Here is a 21,225-nt window from a genome sequence, read left to right as displayed (position 1 = left end):
TGCCCTTTGGGGCACTTTTGCCGCACGATGTGGCGCGGCCGGGAGGACTCGGCTTCTCTGCGTCGGCATCCATGCCTCCTTGTTCGGCCCGACTCGGTCGCTTCCGCTCGCATCCAGCTCGCTCTTCGCTATCGCGCGCTCCCTCGCTTCTCATCCTCCTCATTCAAAAGAGAACTTTCTTAGATTAAAAGTATTATGATTGAAAAAGGGAACTAGGTGGCGCGGCCGGGAGGACTCGAACCCCCGACATTCAGATCCGAAGTCTGACGTTCTATCCAACTGAACTACGGCCGCATTCGCTCTATTGTATTCGCTATCTTTAGGCCAGTAAAGCTTAAGCTTTGTTATAGGCCATCTCTGTTAGAAATTGCATTGGAATCACGGCCAGGGTTTCTTCATGGCACGCTTCAAGTATAATTGGACAGGCCTTTCCTGCTTTGTATGCGCTAAGCCATCTTCCTGCACATAAGCACCAGCGATCACCTGGTTTTAGACCTGCAAATTGAAATTGCGGCATAGGAGTTGATAGATCATTTCCATCGGCTTTTGAGAACTCAAGAAACTCTTCTGTAACGATACAGCAAATAGTGTGCATACCTCGATCATCAATATCTGTACGACAAAAACCGTCACGCCAAAATCCAGTCATTGGTGTACACCCACACATCTGTAGGGGAGTACCTAATACATTTAAATGGCCGTTGCTTTCACTTGTCACAGATATTCCTTGGTTTTTTAATAATCACTATATTCGCCGTCAACATCAATGTAATTATATGAGATGGCACTTAGTTCATCAATACTTTCTAAAACCTGGTCATCATTTGTAAAGTTACTTTCAATATAGGCCAAGTAATCTTTCACATTGCTGGCCGAGGAGCTCGGTTGCTCAAGGCTTAGGGTGACAACTACAGCAAGACAGATCGTAATGCTTGCTAGAGCTGCACATAACCACTGGGCCCTCTTCTTTTGCTTAGCTTTCAAATGAGATGTAAATTTTGTCTTGAACGCAGCATTCATCTCCTTTGGCGGATTAATTGCAGCTTTTGTTCTTAAATTTGTTTTCATATTCATTTCTTTATTTGAATCTTTCATAAAGACTCCAATTGTGTTTCAAGTATCTCTTTAAGTTTTAGTTTTGCTCTGTTTATTAAATTCTTAACGGCCTGTCTCGACTTTCCTAAAATCTCTGCAATCTCATCTCCAGTGTACTCATCCATCCACAGGGTAATGGCCTCTCTTTGTGTTGGAGGTAAGTTTGAAATTGCTTCAATTATTATTTCTGAATTGGCCTCTTCAATAAGCTTTTCAAGAGTCGATACTTGCTCATCTTCTATACCAATAATCACATTATCATCGGCAACATTTAATTCTTTTATTTTCTTTAAATAGTCATAACTCTTATTTCTTGCAATCGTCCAAAGCCATGTCGATACTTGATATTCTTTTCGATACATCTTTCTCTTGTCATATAAAGTGAAGAAAGCATCGTGAACAATCTCTTGGGCCTTTTGCTCATCGAGTAGGATATAATAAACATATTGGTAAAGTTTTGTGCTTAGTCTTTGGTAGAGGACCTCAAAAGCTTGGTGGTCATCATTTTTTGCAACAACTTCCATTAGGTCAGATGAGCCTAGTTTTGATTGCGAATTTGACCAGATAAAGTTCTTCATTATACGCATACCTATTATACGAATATTGCTTACAAAGGTTTCGCACTTTCAATAAAGTGCTATAATATTCACTAGTTACAGGATAGTGAAACCTTTTCCATTACCACCAGTATAACAGTTAACTGGATAAAAAGGAGAAAATGATGAAAACTCTTACTATATTAGCTTTAACTTTTTTATTAGCTTTTTCTACACTCGCAGATGGTGAAAAGAAAAGAGATCGAAAGCATAAGAAAGATAGAAGTGCACGTTATGAAAAGATGACTGAAATGGATGGTGATTTTTCTAAACTTTCTAAAGGGGATCTTAAGAAATTAGAAAGTGAATTTGCTAAGTTTCAAGATGAACAACATAAGAAGAAAGTGGCATTTGAGAAAAAAGTATTTTCAAAAAGAGAGAAGTTTTTAAAAGATAATGAAGCATTAATGCTAAAGCACTTAGATGAGATCTATGCTCTAAAGAAGAAGTTACAATTTGGTAAAAAAGAAGAAAATAAAAATATTAGAAAACAAATTAAAGAAAAGAGTAAAGAATTTAGAAAGTCGATGAAGCAACTACGACACAAAGACCAGCGCGATAGTATTAGAAGTATGAAAAAAGAATTCTTTGAAGAAATGAAGGTCGAAAGAAAAAAGTTTAAAGAGAAAATTAAATCTTATAGTAAGAAATCGTAATAAAGAAAGGGCCAATAGATGGCCCTTTTTTAATTCTTATATATTTCTTTTACGAGTTGATTAATAAAGCGCATACGATATTCTTCGTAGCTAGTATTAAGACCATCAGATGAGATATTTACAAGGGTATTATAAATATCACCAGGAAGGCCACAAGGGAATGTCATCATTAAGGCCTTATTCATCTTCTCTGATGGATAAATATTTAAGGCCATCCCGTGCATTGAAACAAAACGCTTAAGTTGGATGCCCATTGAAGCTACTTTCTTCTCACCATGCCAAAGTCCTAGGAGAGGGCGATCAAAGTCGAGATCATGAATCGTGTTATCACTCGTATTTATAGCGTTTACCGTACTTTTAAAGAGCTTGTTAATAAGCTCAATTGTTCTAAGCTTTTGTTGACCAATATGAACAATAGGGTAGACAATCACTTGTCCCGGATGATGGAAAGTTAGTCCTCCACCGCGCTTAATTTCCACAACAGGAACATCGATCTTTCCGACAAGGGCCTGATCAAAATCAACAAGTCCATGCTCTTCAATTTGATCTCTTTGAAGTCCTCTTCCCATTGTAAAGACTTCCGGGTGAGAGGTAATGATATAAACCATTTGTTCTGGATTATTGTAGATATATTCATTGGCCTTTTCTTGGAAAGCTAGCGCTTCTAGATAGTCCCAATTATCTTTGTGAAAAATATATATTTGGTTCTTCGACTCAAGTGAGTAATCTTTGATACCAAGATCATTAATTAAATTGTTAAACGTCATGACCTTTTGCCCTTAGGTGATCAAGGTAATCCGCTGCCTTGTAACTACTTCGAACCATCGGTCCTGAAGCAACAAATTCAAAGCCCATTTCATAGGCAATCTCTTTGTAGCGATCAAACTCCTGTGGCCTATAGTATCGATCAACGCTTAAGTGTCTCATCGTTGGGCGCATGTACTGACCAAACGTTACGATATCACAACCAACTTCTCTAAGGTCTTTGAGTGTCTCAAGAATTTCTTCATGAGTTTCACCAAGTCCTAGCATTAAGGAAGTCTTTGTCGAGATATGTGGATAATTTTCCTTATAGAACTTTAAGCAGTTTAAAGTCTTTTCATAGCCGGCGCGACGATCTCGCACATCGTGAGTTAGCCTTCTAACAGTTTCAACGTTTTGTGCGATAACAAAAGGGTTACTCTTAGCAAGAGTGTGCATATGTTCTTCGACTGCATTGAAGTCTGGAATTAGAACTTCAACAAGTGTCTCTGGATAGTCTTTATTGATTCTTTTAACGACGTTTGCAAAGTGGCCAGCTCCAAAGTCTGGAAGATCGTCACGATCAACACTTGTCACAACAAGGTACTTTAGTGACATTGTTTCAACCATCTTTGCAGCATTTTCGATTTCATTGAAGTCGACAATACCTTTTGGATTTCCTGTATCAACATGACAGAACTTACAGGCACGAGTACAAGTACCACCTAGAATCATCATTGTTGCAGTCTTTGCAGACCAACATTCTGACATATTTGGGCAACTTGCTTCTTCACAAACTGTGAAGAGTTGCTTTTCTCTTAATTCTTTTCTGACTTCTTTGAAGTTGTCACCAGTTGGGATCTTATTTCTCAACCACTCTGGCTTTCTTTCAAGGTTACGCGCTTCTTGTTTCTTTCCAACATTAAGACGTGCTTTCTTTTCTTGAATTTTCTTACGAGATTCTTCGTAATCCATTTGATTTACTTGGTTATCAGTCATTTATATAATCCTCAAAATATGTCCATGCTTATAGCAATTTTAAGCTCGTAAGTTAAGACATATGATGAGGACCTACGTATTTTCTATACCTTAGCAGTATCAGTCTCAACTTTTGAGCTCTTTAAACTAAGTAATGCAGCAGGTAAGATCACTAAGTCGGCCAATAGGGCAAGAGTTAGGATCACCGAGCAGTACACTCCAAATTTTTGATTTGGAACAAAATCACCTAAGTAGAAAAGTCCGAAGGCAATCGTTAACATTGTTGTTGTAAGCGCTAGTGCTTTACCTGTTTGGTGCATTGTTGATGCTAACGCATCATGGCCGTTCATTCCTTGAAGTATTTTCAACTTATAATTCGAAATGAAGTGGATGGTATCATCGACTGCAATACCTAAACACACGGCAAAGACGATAACGTTACCAATATTTAATTCATCACCTGCAAAGTACATAATTCCAGCGGCCACTGATAGTGGAAAGACATTTGGAATTAATGAAAGCATCGCCAATTTTAAATCCTTAAAGACAAATAATATAATTAAGAAAATGATAGGGAGTGAAATACTCATGGATGTTAAAAGAGTATTCACAACAAGGTCATTAACTCGATTGTAGATAGGAGATTGACCGGCTTCATAGATTGTAATGCCAATTTCATCAGCTTTCTTTAAGATCTTATCTGTTTTTGCAATAGCGGCCGTTGAATCATTTACATCCCACATAACAAGGACTCGAAAGCGGCGATTATCAAGAGATAGCTGGTTTTTTAAATCAAGTCCTTGCGGTAGTCCTAAAGTGTATAAGAATAATTGGTCTGCTACTGCACGACGTGTATCTGGAATTGCATAAAATTCTTCATTGTCACCATGAAGAGTTTTATTCATCTGTTTTACAATATCGAGGATTGAACTAACACGAATAATTTTTTCGTCTTTAAGCATCCACTGAACTAGTTCTTCTGACTTCTTTAAAAATGCAGGGTCTTTAACACCTTCTGCCTTCTCTGAGTCAAAAACAAGTTCAATCATTCTTGAGCCACCAAATTCTTTACGAACCATATTAAAGGCCTGCTTAACTGGCGTATGCTCATCAAAGTATTCGATAGGATCAGCGTTAATATAGTTTTGCATCCCAAAGTAAATTGAAGCGATTGTGATAATAGGAGTTAGAATATTGATTACAACCTTATGTTTTTCCGCAAACATGAAGATTCCATCAAAGGCATGGAATTTATCGTCTCGATCTCCAACTTTAAAGTGAACCTTCGTTAATAATGCTCCCAGGAAGAAGTAAGTGTAGAACCACGCAATACAAGTTCCGATTCCTGATAGGATACCAAGATTGTAGATTGGTTTAATATCTGTTGAAGTTAGTGAGAAGAAACCAATTGCTGTCGTTAGAGTTGTGAGCAGTGTTGGAATAAAGTTCTTCTTTAAAGCTGCAACGGCAGCATCATGTTCATTCATTCTATCGAAAATATAGAAGTGTCTATAGGTAATTAAGATATGAATCGAATCAGCTAATCCAATTGCGATTAGGATTGCTGGCAGGGCCGCAATAATACTTGATAGTTCAATACCAAGATGTCCTTCAATTCCAAATGTCGTGATAATGGCAAGACCAACTAATGAGAATGGGAGAACTATTCCTAAGAGGTTTCTAAAGAATAAGAAAAGGATTAGAGAGAGAACTCCAACTACTATTGGAAAGACAACCATCATATCTCGATCAGATGCTCTTTGGAGTGACTCGTTGATAAAAGAGATTCCACCGAGATAGAATTTCACACCTTCTGTCTTATTGTACTTATCAAGCAATGCTTCGGTATCAACAACTACTTGATCATAAGGAGGAGTACCTTCAAATGTATCAAGAAAGGCCCTAATATACGTAAAGCGTCCCGATTTAGAAATAATTGAGTTTACAAGCATGCGATCATTCGTGGCATGCTCTTTTTTTAAATTTAAATTTTCTGGAGTTAGCTCAACTTCTTCATCTAAAAATGGTGTAATAAAAATATCATCATCTTCTGATTCTATTGAGTTGTGATTTGTTAAACTTTCAACACGAACAATATGCTTAATTTGCCAAAGATCACTCGTGATGTCTTGAATCGTCTTAATTGTATTTTCATCAAAAAGACCATCTTCCTTATAGACCATGATATCGATTGTATCCGAACTACCAAAAATCCCTTCATGCTCCTTAAGATCAATTAGACGTTGATCGTGCTCCATTAGCCAACCCTTTACAGAGTAGTTTGCGTGAATTTTCGGAAGGCCACTACTAATGGCAATGAAGAATAAGAATGAGATTAGAAGACAAGTTTTAGTATGATCGACAATATACTTTGAGACTCTTTCTGCAAGTGAGTGAACACGTTTCATATAATCAATTTCCTTTGAAGTTTGCTTAATTACTATATTAAGTTTTATGAAGAAAAGCTAAGAATTTTGGGGGGAGATTATAAGAAATACTTGATTGATGTAGACGCTCTAGCAAAATACTGTCGATACTCTCTACGTGTTCGAGAGTGAACATTGTGTGCTAGAGCGTTAGCGTAAAACTAGTTTTTAGTGGATTCCGATGAAATCCATTCCTAGCTTTTCAATGGCATTCTCTTTCAAGAATGGCATCTTCGTATTGATATTAAATTTAGCACCTTTAAGGTTGCAGTTAATGAAGATCGTTCCCGTTAAATCAACATTAGAAAAGTCACAATCTTTAAGGCTACAATTTTTAAAAGTAACTCCTCGTAGATTTGCCCATCTCATGCTTGTTGCCGCAAGATCACATTCTTCAAATGTACTATCTTCTAAATTTGTACATTCCAAGCTTACATCTTTTAAGTTAATTCTCTTAAAACGATTCTTTGCAAGGTTTGACCATGTGAAGTCAACACCCTCGTAATTTGAATTATTGTGCTTGGCGTATTTGATATTACATTTTCTTAGATCACTTTCGTTAAGATCCGAGTGACGGATGCTAATCTTATCTAGCATCGAGTTATCAAACGAACTCTTCTCAAGCTTAGAGGCACTGATTAATCGTAAGTTATCAACATTCCTAAGATTGATACGATTTTCATTTTGTTTTTTGATTGCTGTAAACATCGTGTTTTGCGTCGTCATTTCCATCCTCTTTGTAAAACTAGGAAGATAGTAGCGATTTTATTTAGCTATATTAAGTCAATTGTTTGTAAATTCGGAATTTCCGAACTATTGTATTTGCATGAACTGGAATCATCTCTATTGTTTTTATGAAGCTGCGAAGCATAAATCCGTAAAGAAAGCCGCTTTGAAAATGGGCCTTGCTTCGTCGACTGTGAGTGAGCAGATTAAAAAGCTTGAGCAAAATTATGGCGTCCAACTATTCGAAAGAAAAGTTAGAGAGATTGTTTTAACTAAAAAAGGTGAGGAAGTTTTCTCACACGCCAAAGGTGTTTTTTCAAATGGGATGCGTCTTGTTGATAACTTAACGCCACATGATGATGGTGGTTATGATGTGACTTTTTCCATTGAATCTCATTTGGAGTCTCCAAATATTGCAACGGTTTTAGCGGATTATTATTCAGCCTATAGTGATTTTGGCCATACAATTACTAAACGTTCTAAGAACTTCTCACAAACTATGTACTACCTTGAAAATGATACTGTTGATGTGGCCATTAGTGATAAGAAGTTATCAAATGAATTATACGAGAATTTCCTCGTTGCTCAAAACTACCTTAAATTCTATGCAAATGAGACGGTAGCCAAGAAATATGACCATCTTCCATTTGAAAAGTTAGTAAAAAAACTACCAATAGGTTTTCTTTCTTCAGATGAGAAAATGATTGTTAGTGCTAAACAAATTCTTAAGGATCAAAAAGTTTATCTAAAAGAAGCCTTCTTTAGTGAGCACCTCCATTATCTTTTAACACTTGCCCAACGAGGGGAAATCATCCTTGCTGCAATTGGCAATGAATCAATATACCAAGAACTCTATTGTCTTGGACCAGAGCATGACATTCATCTTCCAACATTTGCCATTATTAAAAAGCAGAATGAAAATTTACTATTCGCAAGAAAATTAAAAGATTTATTAATGGTTGAGGCCGATGCCGCTCACTTAAATCTGCATTAATTTCTATTTGCCGAGCTGTTTAAAACTCGTTAGCATCTATCGATGAATAAAATTTCGCTTATTAAATCCATTGCAATGACAATATTGATCGCCCTTTCTCTACAATCAAGGGCCGAGGATATTGGTTTTCTTAAAGATGGAAAAATCAAAGATATTATCGTTAGGGAAATTGCTAACCTAAACTTATCAACAACAGTAAAGCTTCTTGATTGGAAGAAGATAAAGGGTGTAGGTGTCGGCCTTAAGTATGGCTATGAAATGACGCCATCGTACTTAAAAGGAAAGTTTGCTCGTGTTGATGAGTGGAGTTTCAATCGTCATGTAAATCCTGGCTCATATATTGATGCTGTTACGCCAATTAATTTAACATTTTCAAAGAATGATCGTGTAACTTTCATTCGCCATTTCGAAGACCAAAAGAAAGCGATTTTAGCAGTTCCTTATTCTATCAATAAACTACCATATAACGCAGAAAGTACTCTAAAACGATTGGCCATTGGTGACTTCGTTAGTATTCCTGCTCAGATGACATTAAACTTCGGCATGAGTGCATCATATGGTTATGGTGATATTGTGGATGCTAGTGCATTTGCCAATGTTATTACTAGTGGTAATTACAATATCAATATTTACCGCATGGATGAGAGTAAGGTTCGCCTCAAAATCGTAACGAGAACTTCGACTGAAGCCAAAACAGGTGCTCAAGTAAAGAGTGATTTCTTTGTCGCGCTAGTTGAAAAAGTAAATGCTCCTGACTTTGTTTCTAAAAATTTCCAACTGAAATTAGTCGAATACAATTTAGGGCGTGGAATAGGTGAACAGTACGTTTTAGACTACATTTTTGATTTAAGCCTGCCTCATGCTAGAGAAGCATTTGATCGTATTATCAAACCTAAGTATAAGCTTGATACAGATAAGATGATTGGACAGTATACTGGACGAAAGTATATTGAGGAAAAGTTAATCTCTGACTTTAGCCTAGCAAATGAAATTGCAACATTTGGTACAGGTGTAAAATTACTTTTTCAAGGATTCAATGAGTATAAGTTCAAGCGTCGTGGTTTTAAGCTTGGTATCTTTATTAGTGAAGTTGATTATGACTGGACTTATTATAAGAATAATATTTCTATTATAAATGGCCCTGATGCAGGAGAGTATTTCTTTCCAAACAAAGTCTACAAGTACAGTGAAGAGTTTAATATCCTTATTCATAAAAGAAAGGATAGGATCGAGGAGTCTTACTTCTCTTTCATTCCAAAAGATAGGGCGACTGAAACTTCTGTTGATTTCGGAACTAACTACATTAGAAAGGATCGATATTTCACAAGTGGAGAGTGGCGATCAACGAAGAAAAAGATCAAGGCCTTGGTTCCTAAATTTATCTTTTTAAAAATGGACTTCAAGGAATTAGATTCAATCAAGACTAATATTACAACCGAAGTTAAGTATCGTCTTGTACTTAGAAAAGAGATTTTTGACTATATTAAAGATGTACCTCTTGATCGAATAATTGATGAAGTTAACAAGATCAAAAAAGATCGTGGCTACCGAGTTGTTTCAAGAAATGGAAAAGGTGACCATATCATAAGTAAGATATTCTTTTGGCAAAGGGCGCATACTCGTCACGTTGCTAGGAGAATTCAAAAAATTCTTAACTCAGATGTCGAAAATATCTATATTAAATTGGAAAAGGTGATCGATAACATCGACAAGAATAATTTTCGTAAGTATTTTTATCGTGTTGTGCAAAGTCTTGTTCCTGTTGATGATCTGCCAAACTTAATGTTTTTTAAGTTGGATATCTTAGGTAACCGTACTCAGCCTGTACATTTTAAGTATGGAGAGCATGAGTTTCCTAAAATATATTATGAGATTTTAGATATTAACCGCGACTTTCACGACTCAAAAAGAGACTTTCAAATTATTACGGAGTAGGTTGTGAGTGATTACAAAAAATTTATAGGTGAGTACAAAGATTCTCCAGTTGAGATTTTTGAGAAATGGTTTAAAGAAGCTGTTGCTACAGAAGAGAATGGACCTGCATTTACACTTTCAACTGTCGATAGTGACGGGCTTCCAAATGCTAGAACTCTCTTATTAAAAGAAGTCTTAGATTTTAAACCATTATTTTTCACAAATTATGACTCTGTTAAGGCCAGCGAGATAGAGAATAATCCAAAAGTCGCTATGACTTTCTATTGGCATCGTCTTGGAAAACAAGTCAGAATTAGAGGTTCAATCTCTAAGTGTGATTCGCAAATTTCGAAGAAGTATTTTCATTCCCGTGCTCTCGAGAGCCAAGTGGCCAGCTTCATTTCTAAACAGTCTTCTTCAATTGAAGACAGAAGTAAATTAGAGCAAGAATATAATGCTGGTCTAGATCGCTATAAGGATGAAGTTCCTTATCCTGAAAACTGGGGTGGGTACCTAGTTGATATCCAGGAAATTACTTTCTTTATTTACGGAGAGTTCCGTTTAAATGATCGTTTTCAATTTATTAAAAAAGGTAATGAGTGGCATTCTCTAAGACTTTATCCATAATTATATTAACAATCTTCTTGTTGGTCTCTAATGGGAATGCATCAGAGCTATATGCTGGAGGTGGAGCATCCTTAAGTGGTGTTATCTCTGAATCTGATTACTATAACGGCGCTACCGCAATTTTTCCATCTGCCAATGTTGGAGTGAAATTTGGTGCTTTGGCCATTGAAGGTTTTTTTAGAAAGGGGACACTTTCTAATGATCATCAAGGCTTTAAGATCGATTTGGACACAAACCAATTTGGTTTTATGTTACGTCTATCTCCTGAAGAATGGCTTGATATGAACTTGGGAGGACATTGGACAATGGTGGAGGGAAGCTCTTCTGTTTATAATGGGCAAGTACTGACAGGTTTAGTTAATCGTACGTATAGCTCAGTTATTTTAGGAATGGGATTTAATATACCGCTTTCAAATCAATTGCGTGTACGTACTGATATGAACTTCTATTCTGGAAAAGAAATTTTCTCTCTTTTTCAATTTGATATTTCTGTTGTTTATAGCTTTCTTACTTTTTAGATTGGCTGCTTGCTGGCAATCTTCCACTTTCTCTAGTGATAAACTTTGCAAGTTCTGGTGTTACAAGCCCACCCTTATCTAAGGCCGTTGCGAGTTTGTCATTACCAGTTTTAAGTGAACCAATATATTGTTTGGCTTGTTGATTTGCAGCAACTAGGGTTTGCATATTATCTAGTGCTGCTTGATATTCTGTTTTGATTTCTTGAATCGTTTCTTTATGGCGAGCGACCTCTTGCTTTAGATTCGCAATCTCTACCGCCTGACTAATGTGAGCATTTAGATTTTTTTCAAATTGGATTGCATCTTGATCTTTAAATTCACGACCAGCTTTGATTGTGAAAGCGATTAGAACAAGTAAGTTAGCAAAAATAATTTTTTTCATAAATATCTCCATTATTCCATGTACCTATCGACATAATAAAAAAAATCATTAATATTTTTCGAAAACATCCGAAATAATAAGTACTTATACTTTGGGGAAAGAGAATGTTTTTGATTGATGTAAATTTATTTGAAGATGAGTTCTACCTTCTGCCTGTTGAACAGAGGAAAGGTGACCAATATAAAATTGAGTGCCACTCAATTGAGTCGGCAAAATTACTACAAGAAACTCTAGGCCAGATTAAGCATCTGCATCCAACTAAGGATAAATCTCGCTTCAGACTTTTGAGGAGAGAAAATCAATTTGGCTTTGAAGTGAAAGTTTTAAGTTATATTGAAGAAGAAAAAAAGGCCTCATAAGAGGCCTTTCATTTAATTAAATAATTAAAGATTTGAGTTTACGAAATCCCAATTAACAAGGTTCCAGAATGCGTTGATGTAATCTGGACGAGCATTTCTGTAATCAACATAGTAAGCATGTTCCCATACGTCGATTGTCATTAGTGCTGTGTGACCATCTGTCATTGGAGTTTCAGCATCGTCAGTATTAACGATTTCTAGTTCTCCACCCTTGCTCTTTACTAGCCAAGTCCAACCTGAAGCAAAGTTAGTTGCAGCTGCATTTGAGAATTCTTCTTTGAATTTATCAAATGAACCCCATTTTGCGTTGATAGCGTCAGCTACTGCACCAGTTGCCGCACCACCTGCGTTTGGAGCAAGACAGTTCCAGTAAAAAGTGTGGTTCCATACTTGAGCAGCATTGTTAAATAATCCACCACTTGATTTCATTATGATCTCTTCTAGAGTCATGTTTTCAAATTCAGTTCCTGGAATAGCTGCGTTAAGCTTAGTTACGTAAGCATTGTGGTGCTTTCCGTAGTGGTACTCAATTGTTTCAGCTGAGATATGAGGTGCTAGAGCGTCTTTTGCCCATGGTAGTTCTGGAAGTTTATGTTCCATTCTTTTCTCCTTAATTCTAGATTCTTAAAATGTTTTTTGAACAGCTCCATTCTAATGCGTTTGTTCTTTAAGTGCAAAACGCAATAAGTTATAGAAATTATTTTTGCCCTTTGGAAATTCTCCTCAAATTTTACTCAAGAATTTAACTTAGATGTCGATTTTAAGGTAATGCATTTGCCTGGCCGTCTACCTACATTATTTTTTTCAATCTTAACGAGTTTTCTTGTTTGTTCTAGCGTTGCGGCAAGTAGTTGGGCAGAACGTGGTGGAGTAATTCGCTCGGCTACTAATAAGTATAGTGGAAATTGGAGAAAGCTTTCTTCCACTCAAGAAGGCAGTATCGAGCAGCTTATCGAAATTGTCTCAACTTCAAAGCTAGGAATTCAGCTCATTGACAAGGCCCGTTTAAGAGCTGCCAAGGATCGTAAGCGCCTAGAAGAGGTAATTGATAGTGGAGATGTATCGGTAACCGACACAACCCTTGTTCGAAAATTTAATCCAAGCTCTCCTGAGAGCGTGCGTTTTGAAACAAGATCAACTGTTTATATTGATAAGTCACATTCAACTAAAAATGCCGTTTTAGACCTTATCCATGAGCTCACTCACTATATTTATAAAAAACCTTTCAACCCTTATTTAAGTGAATTCTCAGTTTCTTCCTTTCTTAGCGATACTATTCAAGGCAAAGGCGGGGAAGTGGATGCTTTTATGGTCGAGTGCCGTGTTGGACGTGAAATCTATGGCCTTAAGGCAATTTCTCCACAGTGCCTAAATATTTTAGATGGAGAGGAGTTTTCAAGGGATCTTGCCATAAAGGAATTTTATAAATTAGGCGTTCATTATGATCAATTTAAGCATGAGGCAAGTAAACTAGGCATCTCTGATGAGATTATCCAGTTTAGTTCTCGTGAGGATTCAAGCCTAATATCTTCGGCTTGGTCAAAGCCATACCCAGTAGCAGTTATTGAGGAGTATGGGACCATTATGACTAAGGTCTGTCAAAATGATCTCAAGCGTATGACCTACCTTAGGGAGAGCCAAACCCGTTCAATAGCGAGTGCTAATAAGAAAGTTGGCCAAGTAGAGTCGAAATTTAATGCTCGTTGTCGTTCATATTTAGACTAAATTTTATTGACGACTGAACTCAATAATGTCTCTATGCACCAATGATCACTTACAAAAAACTCTCTTTTTTCCTCGGCTTTAATTGACTACAAAGCTAAGCATTGGTAATTTATAACCTAAGAATTTCATAATTTTATACATCTATAAAAAGGATTGCTGGCAATGCAAGATAGTGTTGTTTTATTAAAACTTGATGACTTCCTTAACTGGGGAAGAAAGAACTCTCTATGGCCAATGACGTTTGGTCTTGCTTGTTGTGCTATTGAAATGATGGCAACTGGTGGATCTAAGTATGACTTAGAAAGATTTGGTTGTGGTGCTTTCATGGCGACACCAAGACGTGCGGACTTAATGATTGTTGCAGGTACTGTAACACTTAAAATGGCCCCAAGAATTAAGACTCTTTACGAACAAATGGCCGAGCCGAAATATGTTATTTCGATGGGCTCATGTGCTAACAAAGGTGGGCCTTACTGGCAACACGGTTATCACGTTCTTAAAGGTGTTGATGAGATCGTTCCTGTTGACGTTTACGTTCCAGGTTGTCCTCCAAGACCTGAAGCCTTAATTGAAGGTTTAATGACACTTCAAAAGAAAGTTGCCAACGAAAGACTTCTTAAAGATAAGTGGGTGAAGCATGCTTAATGAATTAGTAACTTTTATTAATGATAAAGTGAGTGGTGCAAATGCTTCTTTAATTGAAAATGAAGCAGGTGATAAGCCAATCTTAATTGATGCTTCAAAGATTAAAGATGTTTGTTATGCACTAAGAGATAGCTCAGAATATCAATTCAACGTTCTTCAAGTTGTATCTGGTGTTGATTACGAAAATGAAATCGAAGTAAACTATATGCTAGCTTCGTTCATCACGAACTCTGATGATGTAATACTTAAAGTAAAACTTCCAAAAGCAAACAAAGATGATGTTCCAAAGATTGATTCTGTTTGTGATGTTTGGAAGTCAGCTAACTTCTTAGAGAGAGAAGTGTACGATATGAATGGTGTTGAATTTGTTGGACACCCAGATCATAGAAGAATTCTTTGTCCTGAAGATTGGGAAGGTTTCCCACTTCGTAAAGACTACGAAGTTCAAAAAGCTTGGCAAGGTTTCGAAGTAAATCCTGAACATAAAATGAATATTGCAGATCATGAGTTCTTTGCTAAGGCAAGAATTGATGCTGCTGAACCAAAGAAAATCTCTGGTTCATGGGATGGAAAGATTTCTACTGATTTAGAGGCAGCTCTAAGTAAGAAGATGGAAGAAGCTAAATAATTAATTTTAAGGATATTTTTAATGGAAGATAATACATTAAAACAAGAACAAGAAGCCTTACATACTGATCTACTGACAGTAAATATGGGGCCTCAGCACCCTGCCACTCACGGGGTTTTACGTGTTGAGATTAAAACAGATTCTGAAATCGTTGTTGAAGCGACTCCATACCTAGGTTACCTACACCGTTGTATGGAAAAGCACAGCGAGAACTTAGACTATCGTGGGATTATTCCTTTCACTGACCGTATGGACTATCTTGGTGCTATGGGAATGGAATGGGGTTATGTTCACGGTGTAGAAAAAATGCTTGGAACTGAAGTTCCTGAAAGAGCAGAGTATATCAGAATCATCGTTGCGGAACTTCAAAGAATCGCATCTCACTTAATGTACTTTGGTACTTACGCAATCGACCTTGGAGCCTTCACTCCATTCTTATACGCTTTCCAAGATAGAGAGCAAATCCTAAGAATCTTTGAAGAGCTTTCAGGTGCCAGACTACTATACAATTACATTTGGATTGGTGGTGTTTGGAATGATATTAATGACGATCAACTTCGTCGTATCGATCAATTCTGTACAACGATGGAAGAAAGCATGAAGAAGTACCACGATCTAGTTGGTATGAACGCAATCTTCCGTAACAGAACTGCTAATGTTGGTATTGTAACTCCTGAGATGGCTTATGAGTACGGTGCAACTGGTGCTGTTCTTCGTGGTTCAGGTGTTGAGTGGGATCTTCGTAAGAAGAAGCCATATGGTTACTACGATAAGTTTGATTTTGATGTTGTTACTGGTAAAGGTGAAATGGGAACTGTTGGTGACTGTTGGGATCGTTACTATGTACGTGTATTCGAAATCTTTGAATCAATCAAAATCCTTCGTCAAGCTCTTGATGGAATTGAAGCTGGACCTGTTATGGGTAAAGTTCCAAAAATCATTAAGCTTCCAAAAGGTGAGATTTATACAAAAACTGAGTGTCCACGTGGAGAACTTGGTTACCACATCGTTTCAGATGGTGGAAAAACTCCTTACAGAGTTAAAGTTAAGTCTTCATGTTTTACACACACTTCAATGCTACCTGAGCTTGGTAAAGGTCAGATGATTGCAGACTTCGTTGCTACAATCGGAAGTATTGATATTGTTCTAGGAGAGGTTGACCGATGAGCACTGATACAACTTACCACGCAGGTGAGCAACTAACGTTAGGAAAATGGTTTAAGAATATCTGGACTGGTATTACTACTGTAACGAAAGGTCTTGGTATTACTTTTAAATATGTGTACGGTGTAAAACCTGTAACAATTGAATACCCAGAAGTAAGAGAAGAGCTTCCAGCAAACTCTCGTTCACGTCTATTCAACGACGTTGAAAACTGTATTTCTTGTTACCAGTGTGCAACTGCTTGTCCAGTTGACTGTATTTACATTACAGCTGTTAGAAGAGAAAAAGATGCTCCAGTACTTAAGACAAGTGGTGGAACACCAATTAAGTTAGATCTTCTTCAATATACAATCGATACAGCTCTTTGCTGTTACTGTGGTCTTTGTACTACTGTTTGTCCTACTGAGTGTCTAACTCACACGACAGACTATGAATTCTCTCAATATACTCTTGATGAGATGAAGTACGACTATCTAGCACCAGATATCAAAAAATGGCGTGAACGCATTGTAAAATAGAAATAAAAAAGGCTCCTAATGGAGCCTTTTTTATTTCTATGCGCAGACGCTTGAAATGATTATTCTCAATAAACTCAAATAGCTTCAGCTATTTGATGTTTCCTCAGCGCAAAAATCTTCTTCATATAACCGAAAGACGCATGTCCAGGACGGACGGTGTGTCGTCACTTCAATAGACACTGTTTAAGATATTTACAATCTAACTACTTAATATTCCGTTAAATTCTTGGCACACAAAGTGCAACTATATATGTATCTGGAGGGAATAATGAAAATGATTCTTAAAGTTACAATTGCACTATTTATCACTTTAAATGCTTTTTCATACCAGCAAATTTTTGCAACTTCAGGTGATCTAAAGATTAGAAGTCAGTACTATGGTGATCAAGATATTAGATCGATTAGAGTCTATGGTGATACAGTAAGTGCTTATTCTAAAGATCCAAACGGAAATGATTATAATGATGTTCTTTTCAAAGTTACGAAGGAATATGCACCGTACAAGGAATTCTTTTTTGATATTCTAGAAAAAGGTGACTTTGTTATTCTTCCAAATGAAACAGGTAAAATCGAAGATCTAAAATTAATCTACAAGGGTAAAAAGTATAGCTTTATTGAAGCGGCACTTTTTCTTAATAAGAAGGATATGTGTGGGTTAGGAATGGAGTGTCCAACAAGTAATGCGGCCATAAATGATGGAAGAAGAACTACTGCTCCAGGAACACAAGGTCCACTTAGGAGAGCTGATGCTAGAAAAGTTGATTACATGACAAGAGTAAATATCTTCTAATAAAAGACTTTATTAGGAAACTTCTTTAGATAATTTATTGATATGGGCAAGCATCATTTCACGAGTCTTGTCCATGAGCTCTCCAATATCATCCATTGTTAAACCCTGTGTCGAAATAGGCTCAAGTGCTTCAATGATAACCTTTCCAGGTTTGAGTTTTCTAAGATCAAATGACTTATCATATTCAGAAAATACAACAGGGTAAATTGGAAGTTGGCCTTGGATAGCAACAACGAATGGGCCTTTTTTAAATGGCAGTAATCCTCGTCCTTTTGAGCGAGTTCCTTCTGGCATAATCCAGACATTACAATTGTCTTCTTTAATTGTTCGAGCAACTTCGGCCATGGCCTTCCAGGCCTTAGTTCTATTTGTTCGATTAATCAGAATATTTCCAGCAAGGTAGTACATTTGACCAAAAATAGGGATCCAGACAAGAGACTGCTTCCCAAGAGAGACTGTTCTTTTTGGCAGGGCCGGCCCTACAAAGAAAATATCGAGATTTGATTGGTGATTAGAAATGATAACAGAATTTCTAATATCCTTGTGACTCTTCTTAACTCTTGCTTCAATTTTTATATTTAAAAAAAGGTGAGTTAGCCACGAGTAGTACTTAGCAATCATGTATGTGTTGCCACGATTTGCAGGACGAAACATGCATATTGGAATCCAAATTAGTGTTCCAATAACTAAGAATAATCCAGCAATGAATAGACGAAAATACATTAAAAGCATTTTTACTTTATAGCATAGGATTTATAGGTGTCAGACTATAAAATTAAAGTGTTTTTAACGCTATTTAAGAGTAACTGTTAAAATAGTGTAATTAAAATTACTGAGCCAATTGCCATTAAGATTCCAAGACCTTTTGGTACAGTAAGAGAGATATTCTCTACGAATACATCCCATAGAACACTTGTCACCATCTGTGCAGCGATTAGTCCGACAGTTGTTTTTACGGCACCAACTTCATAAATACCAAGCGGAAGACCCACAACAAATAAGAAGCCGAAGAACCCAGGAATGACATACCACCACTTAAATTGGAAGTCCTTTAAGCGAACGAATTCAGGAAAGAACTCTGGGTTATATTTAACAAAGAAGAAGAAACCAATACAAACAACTAGAGTAACAAAGTTACCAAGAAGGGCCATCCATGTAAGACCGATATCATTTGTCATTAATCGGTTTATGGCACCTTGAAGGATTCCGATACAACCAATAAATAGGGGAACAATTATGGCCAGGTTATTTGTCATTTATTTTTTCCTTTATTTCTTTAAAAGAGTTAGTCCTTTAAGGTAGTCGCCTTCAATAAAGCCTTTAAGTGACGGACAGTCACCAGTAAGTTTTAGTGATCCAGTGATACTAATCTTGCGGGTACCAATGTACTCTTTAATTTTATTTTCAAATTTCTTGCGTGTAATTGAATGTGTATTTAAAAAGATATGTGCTTTTCCACCTTTATTTAGAATCATATCAAATAGAGGAATCATATCTTTATATGCATCAATAGCTTTCGAAACTTTCTTTCCATCACTTGATGCACTTGGTGGATCGCAAATAATTAAATCAAACTTACGACCTTCTGCCTTAAACTTTTCTAGTGCCTTGATTGTTGGCATACAAAGTGATTCATGATTTTCACTCATTTCATTAAGAACAAGGTTCTCTTGTAGCCAATCAAGATACTTTTGAGAAAGATCCACACTTGTTACATCTGTTGCCCCCTGTTTCAGTCCAAACAGAGAATAAGCTCCAGTGTAGCTATATAGATTTAAAACACTCTTTCCTTCAAAGTCTTCTTTCACGCGGTCCCTAATTGCCGCCATATCTGTGTAGATTCCAATATCATAGAATTGGTTAAGCTTAATTTGATACTTAACTCCATATTCTTCAACGATAAAGTTATCTTCTTTTAGTTGCTTATTTGTCGCGCAATAAAATTCTTTCTTACGCTTTAGATTTCTTTTTTGAACCCAAAGAGTATCTTTAGGAAAAAAGTCTTTAACTATTTTTAGAACGTCATTTTCAAAGTGGTTCCAGAAGTTTGCATAAAATTGAATAAGAATTCTATCTTTTAAGCGAATAATAAAAAGACCTGGCAGATAATCAGACTCGCCAAAAGCAAGGTAGTAGTTTTCACGAGTATCAATATTCCCACGTGCTTCAAAACTTGCTTGCATGCGCTCTCTAAGTTCAAAGTAGAACTCTTTTGGGCCAATGTGAGATGAACCTTCACCAATACGCCAGATTCGTGCTAGCACACTATCGTGAGTCGGATCATTTAGCATAACAACAAACTTCGCATCGTCGTTCTTAACTTCATCAAGCTTTGCCGTAATAAAAGGAGAGCCCTTAGGAAACTTAAGAGAGTACTTATCTTTAGTAATCCAAGGATGACCTTTGAAGAGATATTTGATACTGGCAGGGTGTAGTTCTACCCTAGGTGTACGAATGCGTGGACGACCTGCGGTTTTCTTGTTCATTGTTACTTTTCTTTTTCTAACTTAATACGATATTGAAGGTTGTTCTCTAGTAAGAGAAGAAGTTTATTTGTTATCTCAAAAGGGTTTGAGAGTTCGAGAACACCAAATTCTTGTAAACGAAACTTTGTTTCAAGGTCCATGTCACGATATGGATCAAAATTTTGGCAAAAGAGTTTTAACTCTTCTAATAGTTCATCATTGAGATAGAAATCAGGGTGATTAATATCCTCTGATTGCTTATCAAAAGCGTGGTTTTCATTTCGAATGTGAAATAACTCTTCTTTATTTTCCATGGAGTATTGTTATTTCAGATACATAGCGTTACGTCAAGATAGGAGGTCTATTTTGGCAATAATATCTTTTTTATCAATCACTCTCTTAGCATTACTTATTCCTGCTGAAACCTTAATTGAAAGGTTTAACTCATTGAAATTTCGAATTCGATCTGAATATCAAAGAGGCAAGGACTTGTTAATAGAAGTATCCCAGCTCAATTTGATGGGGGACTTAACGCAACTTTCAAATTACAAATTTTACGACTCATTAATTTGTGAGATTGCTCAGATTGCAAAAGAATTTGGCGCTGCAACAAGTCGAACTCTTGCAAAAATGCGCCACGCTCTCTCCAATGATCTTCAAATTGAGAAGAAGGCCGCAGGCACAATTAATGAAACACTCTTTCAATTTCTTATGGCAATGGGACTTACATTTGCCCTAAATATCTTTGCAACAAATATCCTTGGCCTCGCAACCGACTATACCTTCCTCGTTTTGGCCCTAATCTATAATCTTGTAGGTATTCTTAGTTTCATCATGCTTATTAAGAAACTAAAGCGAAAATTTCTGGCCCCTATTAGTAAGATTCTAAATTCATATCTCATATTTAAGCTTATGTACGATGTTGGAACTCCGATCAATCAACTCATTCATCGTTCATCAATCAACTCAATTGTAGATTTAGATCAGGCCCTGGCCAAGGATCTCTTTCGAAGGCTCGCTGCACTAATTGAAGTAAAGAAACACCAAGGTGTGGATATTTGTGAAGACCTTGAATCCATTGAGATTAATCTTTGGGATGATTACCGAAGTGAAAATGAAGTTTTTTTACAACGATTAAAAATCTTCAAATTTATATGGCTTGTAGTCTTCTTCTTTGTGCCTTATGTCGCAAACTTTTTTCGTCTAATAAGTCACCTAAATCTTTAAGTTTGCAGGCACTCTGTAATTGATATTCTATCGTTTTATAGGTACTTTATT

General features: G+C 36.6%; 26 protein-coding genes and 1 tRNA gene. 13 read left to right on the top strand and 14 right to left on the bottom strand.

What is annotated here, in order from left to right; translation table 11 throughout:
• Nucleotides 1-217 precede the first annotated feature (217 nt).
• The 4 genes from ACMAYX_RS06415 to ACMAYX_RS06400 all read right to left on the bottom strand — a co-directional run bounded on the left by ACMAYX_RS06415 (nt 218) and on the right by ACMAYX_RS06400 (nt 1,673).
• Nucleotides 218-294, bottom strand: a tRNA-Arg gene (locus tag ACMAYX_RS06415).
• Nucleotides 295-334: 40 nt separating this feature from the next.
• Nucleotides 335-718 (bottom strand): DUF2237 family protein, encoded by a 384-nt coding sequence (locus ACMAYX_RS06410; protein WP_412471898.1) that lies wholly within the window; start codon nt 716-718, stop codon nt 335-337.
• Nucleotides 719-735: 17 nt separating this feature from the next.
• Nucleotides 736-1,095, bottom strand: coding sequence for a hypothetical protein (locus ACMAYX_RS06405; protein WP_103218047.1), 360 nt, complete (start codon nt 1,093-1,095; stop codon nt 736-738).
• Nucleotides 1,092-1,673, bottom strand: a complete 582-nt coding sequence (locus tag ACMAYX_RS06400; RefSeq protein ID WP_158246871.1) for an RNA polymerase sigma factor — start codon at nt 1,671-1,673, stop codon at nt 1,092-1,094. The genes ACMAYX_RS06405 and ACMAYX_RS06400 overlap by 4 nt, the downstream gene beginning before the upstream one ends.
• A gap of 143 nt (nt 1,674-1,816) precedes the next feature.
• Between ACMAYX_RS06400 and ACMAYX_RS06395 the strand changes: the two genes are divergently transcribed.
• Nucleotides 1,817-2,347: a hypothetical protein gene (locus ACMAYX_RS06395; RefSeq protein ID WP_103218045.1), complete on the top strand. Its 531-nt coding sequence runs from the start codon at nt 1,817-1,819 to the stop codon at nt 2,345-2,347.
• Nucleotides 2,348-2,376: 29 nt separating this feature from the next.
• Here ACMAYX_RS06395 and ACMAYX_RS06390 read toward each other — a convergent pair whose 3' ends face one another.
• The 4 genes from ACMAYX_RS06390 to ACMAYX_RS06375 form a co-directional block, all read right to left on the bottom strand.
• Complete coding sequence (locus ACMAYX_RS06390; protein WP_103218044.1) at nt 2,377-3,114, bottom strand: lipoyl protein ligase domain-containing protein; 738 nt, start codon at nt 3,112-3,114, stop codon at nt 2,377-2,379.
• Nucleotides 3,104-4,087: a lipoyl synthase gene (lipA, locus tag ACMAYX_RS06385; RefSeq protein ID WP_103218043.1), complete on the bottom strand. Its 984-nt coding sequence runs from the start codon at nt 4,085-4,087 to the stop codon at nt 3,104-3,106. The genes ACMAYX_RS06390 and lipA overlap by 11 nt, the downstream gene beginning before the upstream one ends.
• Before the next feature lie 83 nt (nt 4,088-4,170).
• The gene (locus tag ACMAYX_RS06380; protein WP_412471899.1) at nt 4,171-6,474 is read right to left on the bottom strand and encodes an efflux RND transporter permease subunit; all 2,304 of its coding nucleotides are present in this window, start codon (nt 6,472-6,474) and stop codon (nt 4,171-4,173) included.
• Between the two features lie 186 nt (nt 6,475-6,660).
• Complete coding sequence (locus ACMAYX_RS06375) at nt 6,661-7,218, bottom strand: pentapeptide repeat-containing protein (RefSeq protein ID WP_158246870.1); 558 nt, start codon at nt 7,216-7,218, stop codon at nt 6,661-6,663.
• Nucleotides 7,219-7,318: 100 nt separating this feature from the next.
• Between ACMAYX_RS06375 and ACMAYX_RS06370 the strand changes: the two genes are divergently transcribed.
• Genes ACMAYX_RS06370 through ACMAYX_RS06355 form a run of 4 tightly spaced genes read left to right on the top strand, consistent with a single transcriptional unit; the run spans nt 7,319 to nt 11,271 of the window.
• The gene (locus tag ACMAYX_RS06370; protein ID WP_392992495.1) at nt 7,319-8,212 is read left to right on the top strand and encodes a LysR family transcriptional regulator; all 894 of its coding nucleotides are present in this window, start codon (nt 7,319-7,321) and stop codon (nt 8,210-8,212) included.
• 42 nt (nt 8,213-8,254) lie between these two features.
• Nucleotides 8,255-10,147 (top strand): hypothetical protein, encoded by a 1,893-nt coding sequence (locus ACMAYX_RS06365; RefSeq protein ID WP_392992493.1) that lies wholly within the window; start codon nt 8,255-8,257, stop codon nt 10,145-10,147.
• Nucleotides 10,148-10,150: 3 nt separating this feature from the next.
• Nucleotides 10,151-10,753 carry a pyridoxamine 5'-phosphate oxidase gene (gene pdxH, locus ACMAYX_RS06360; protein ID WP_103218038.1) on the top strand — a complete coding sequence of 201 codons (603 nt, stop codon included), beginning with the start codon at nt 10,151-10,153 and terminating at the stop codon, nt 10,751-10,753.
• A 17-nt stretch (nt 10,754-10,770) separates the two neighbouring features.
• Nucleotides 10,771-11,271 carry a hypothetical protein gene (locus ACMAYX_RS06355; RefSeq protein ID WP_146037854.1) on the top strand — a complete coding sequence of 167 codons (501 nt, stop codon included), beginning with the start codon at nt 10,771-10,773 and terminating at the stop codon, nt 11,269-11,271.
• Here ACMAYX_RS06355 and ACMAYX_RS06350 read toward each other — a convergent pair.
• Nucleotides 11,261-11,653, bottom strand: coding sequence for a hypothetical protein (locus ACMAYX_RS06350; RefSeq protein WP_103218036.1), 393 nt, complete (start codon nt 11,651-11,653; stop codon nt 11,261-11,263). The genes ACMAYX_RS06355 and ACMAYX_RS06350 overlap by 11 nt on opposite strands.
• Nucleotides 11,654-11,757: 104 nt before the next feature.
• Between ACMAYX_RS06350 and ACMAYX_RS06345 the strand changes: the two genes are divergently transcribed.
• Nucleotides 11,758-12,012: a hypothetical protein gene (locus ACMAYX_RS06345; protein WP_103218035.1), complete on the top strand. Its 255-nt coding sequence runs from the start codon at nt 11,758-11,760 to the stop codon at nt 12,010-12,012.
• A gap of 24 nt (nt 12,013-12,036) precedes the next feature.
• On the opposite strand, the gene ACMAYX_RS06340 is transcribed toward ACMAYX_RS06345, so the two are convergent.
• The gene (locus ACMAYX_RS06340; RefSeq protein ID WP_412471900.1) at nt 12,037-12,612 is read right to left on the bottom strand and encodes a superoxide dismutase; all 576 of its coding nucleotides are present in this window, start codon (nt 12,610-12,612) and stop codon (nt 12,037-12,039) included.
• A 168-nt stretch (nt 12,613-12,780) separates the two neighbouring features.
• Between ACMAYX_RS06340 and ACMAYX_RS06335 the strand changes: the two genes are divergently transcribed.
• The 6 genes from ACMAYX_RS06335 (at nt 12,781) to ACMAYX_RS06310 (ending at nt 17,482) form a co-directional block, all read left to right on the top strand.
• Complete coding sequence (locus ACMAYX_RS06335; protein WP_146037853.1) at nt 12,781-13,737, top strand: hypothetical protein; 957 nt, start codon at nt 12,781-12,783, stop codon at nt 13,735-13,737.
• Nucleotides 13,738-13,899: 162 nt separating this feature from the next.
• The gene (locus ACMAYX_RS06330; protein WP_103218032.1) at nt 13,900-14,382 is read left to right on the top strand and encodes an NADH-quinone oxidoreductase subunit B; all 483 of its coding nucleotides are present in this window, start codon (nt 13,900-13,902) and stop codon (nt 14,380-14,382) included.
• A complete protein-coding gene (locus ACMAYX_RS06325) occupies nt 14,375-15,010 on the top strand; it encodes an NADH-quinone oxidoreductase subunit C (protein WP_412471901.1) in 636 nt (211 codons plus the stop codon). Before ACMAYX_RS06330 ends, ACMAYX_RS06325 begins: the two co-directional genes overlap by 8 nt.
• Nucleotides 15,011-15,031: 21 nt before the next feature.
• Nucleotides 15,032-16,177 carry an NADH-quinone oxidoreductase subunit D gene (locus ACMAYX_RS06320; RefSeq protein ID WP_103218030.1) on the top strand — a complete coding sequence of 382 codons (1,146 nt, stop codon included), beginning with the start codon at nt 15,032-15,034 and terminating at the stop codon, nt 16,175-16,177.
• Complete coding sequence (locus tag ACMAYX_RS06315) at nt 16,174-16,692, top strand: 4Fe-4S binding protein (protein ID WP_103218029.1); 519 nt, start codon at nt 16,174-16,176, stop codon at nt 16,690-16,692. The genes ACMAYX_RS06320 and ACMAYX_RS06315 overlap by 4 nt, the downstream gene beginning before the upstream one ends.
• A gap of 268 nt (nt 16,693-16,960) precedes the next feature.
• Nucleotides 16,961-17,482 (top strand): hypothetical protein, encoded by a 522-nt coding sequence (locus ACMAYX_RS06310; protein WP_103218028.1) that lies wholly within the window; start codon nt 16,961-16,963, stop codon nt 17,480-17,482.
• A gap of 12 nt (nt 17,483-17,494) precedes the next feature.
• On the opposite strand, the gene ACMAYX_RS06305 is transcribed toward ACMAYX_RS06310, so the two are convergent.
• From ACMAYX_RS06305 to ACMAYX_RS06290, 4 genes are all read right to left on the bottom strand, one after another.
• The gene (locus ACMAYX_RS06305) at nt 17,495-18,214 is read right to left on the bottom strand and encodes a 1-acylglycerol-3-phosphate O-acyltransferase (RefSeq protein WP_103218027.1); all 720 of its coding nucleotides are present in this window, start codon (nt 18,212-18,214) and stop codon (nt 17,495-17,497) included.
• A gap of 77 nt (nt 18,215-18,291) precedes the next feature.
• Nucleotides 18,292-18,738: a DMT family transporter gene (locus ACMAYX_RS06300; protein ID WP_103218026.1), complete on the bottom strand. Its 447-nt coding sequence runs from the start codon at nt 18,736-18,738 to the stop codon at nt 18,292-18,294.
• Between the two features lie 12 nt (nt 18,739-18,750).
• Entirely contained in the window at nt 18,751-19,968 is a 1,218-nt protein-coding gene (locus ACMAYX_RS06295) for a class I SAM-dependent rRNA methyltransferase (RefSeq protein ID WP_103218025.1), read from the bottom strand.
• Nucleotides 19,969-19,970: 2 nt separating this feature from the next.
• Nucleotides 19,971-20,261 (bottom strand): hypothetical protein, encoded by a 291-nt coding sequence (locus tag ACMAYX_RS06290; protein WP_103218024.1) that lies wholly within the window; start codon nt 20,259-20,261, stop codon nt 19,971-19,973.
• Between the two features lie 52 nt (nt 20,262-20,313).
• On the opposite strand from ACMAYX_RS06290, the gene ACMAYX_RS06285 reads away from it, so the two are divergent.
• Complete coding sequence (locus ACMAYX_RS06285) at nt 20,314-21,174, top strand: hypothetical protein (RefSeq protein ID WP_412463161.1); 861 nt, start codon at nt 20,314-20,316, stop codon at nt 21,172-21,174.
• The last annotated feature ends 51 nt before the right edge of the window (nt 21,175-21,225 follow it).

The sequence above is a fragment of the Halobacteriovorax sp. RT-2-3 genome, from assembly GCF_047085075.1.
Taxonomy (GTDB): Bacteria; Bdellovibrionota; Bacteriovoracia; order Bacteriovoracales; family Bacteriovoracaceae; genus Halobacteriovorax_A.
This window is presented reverse-complemented; position numbering and strand designations above follow the sequence as displayed.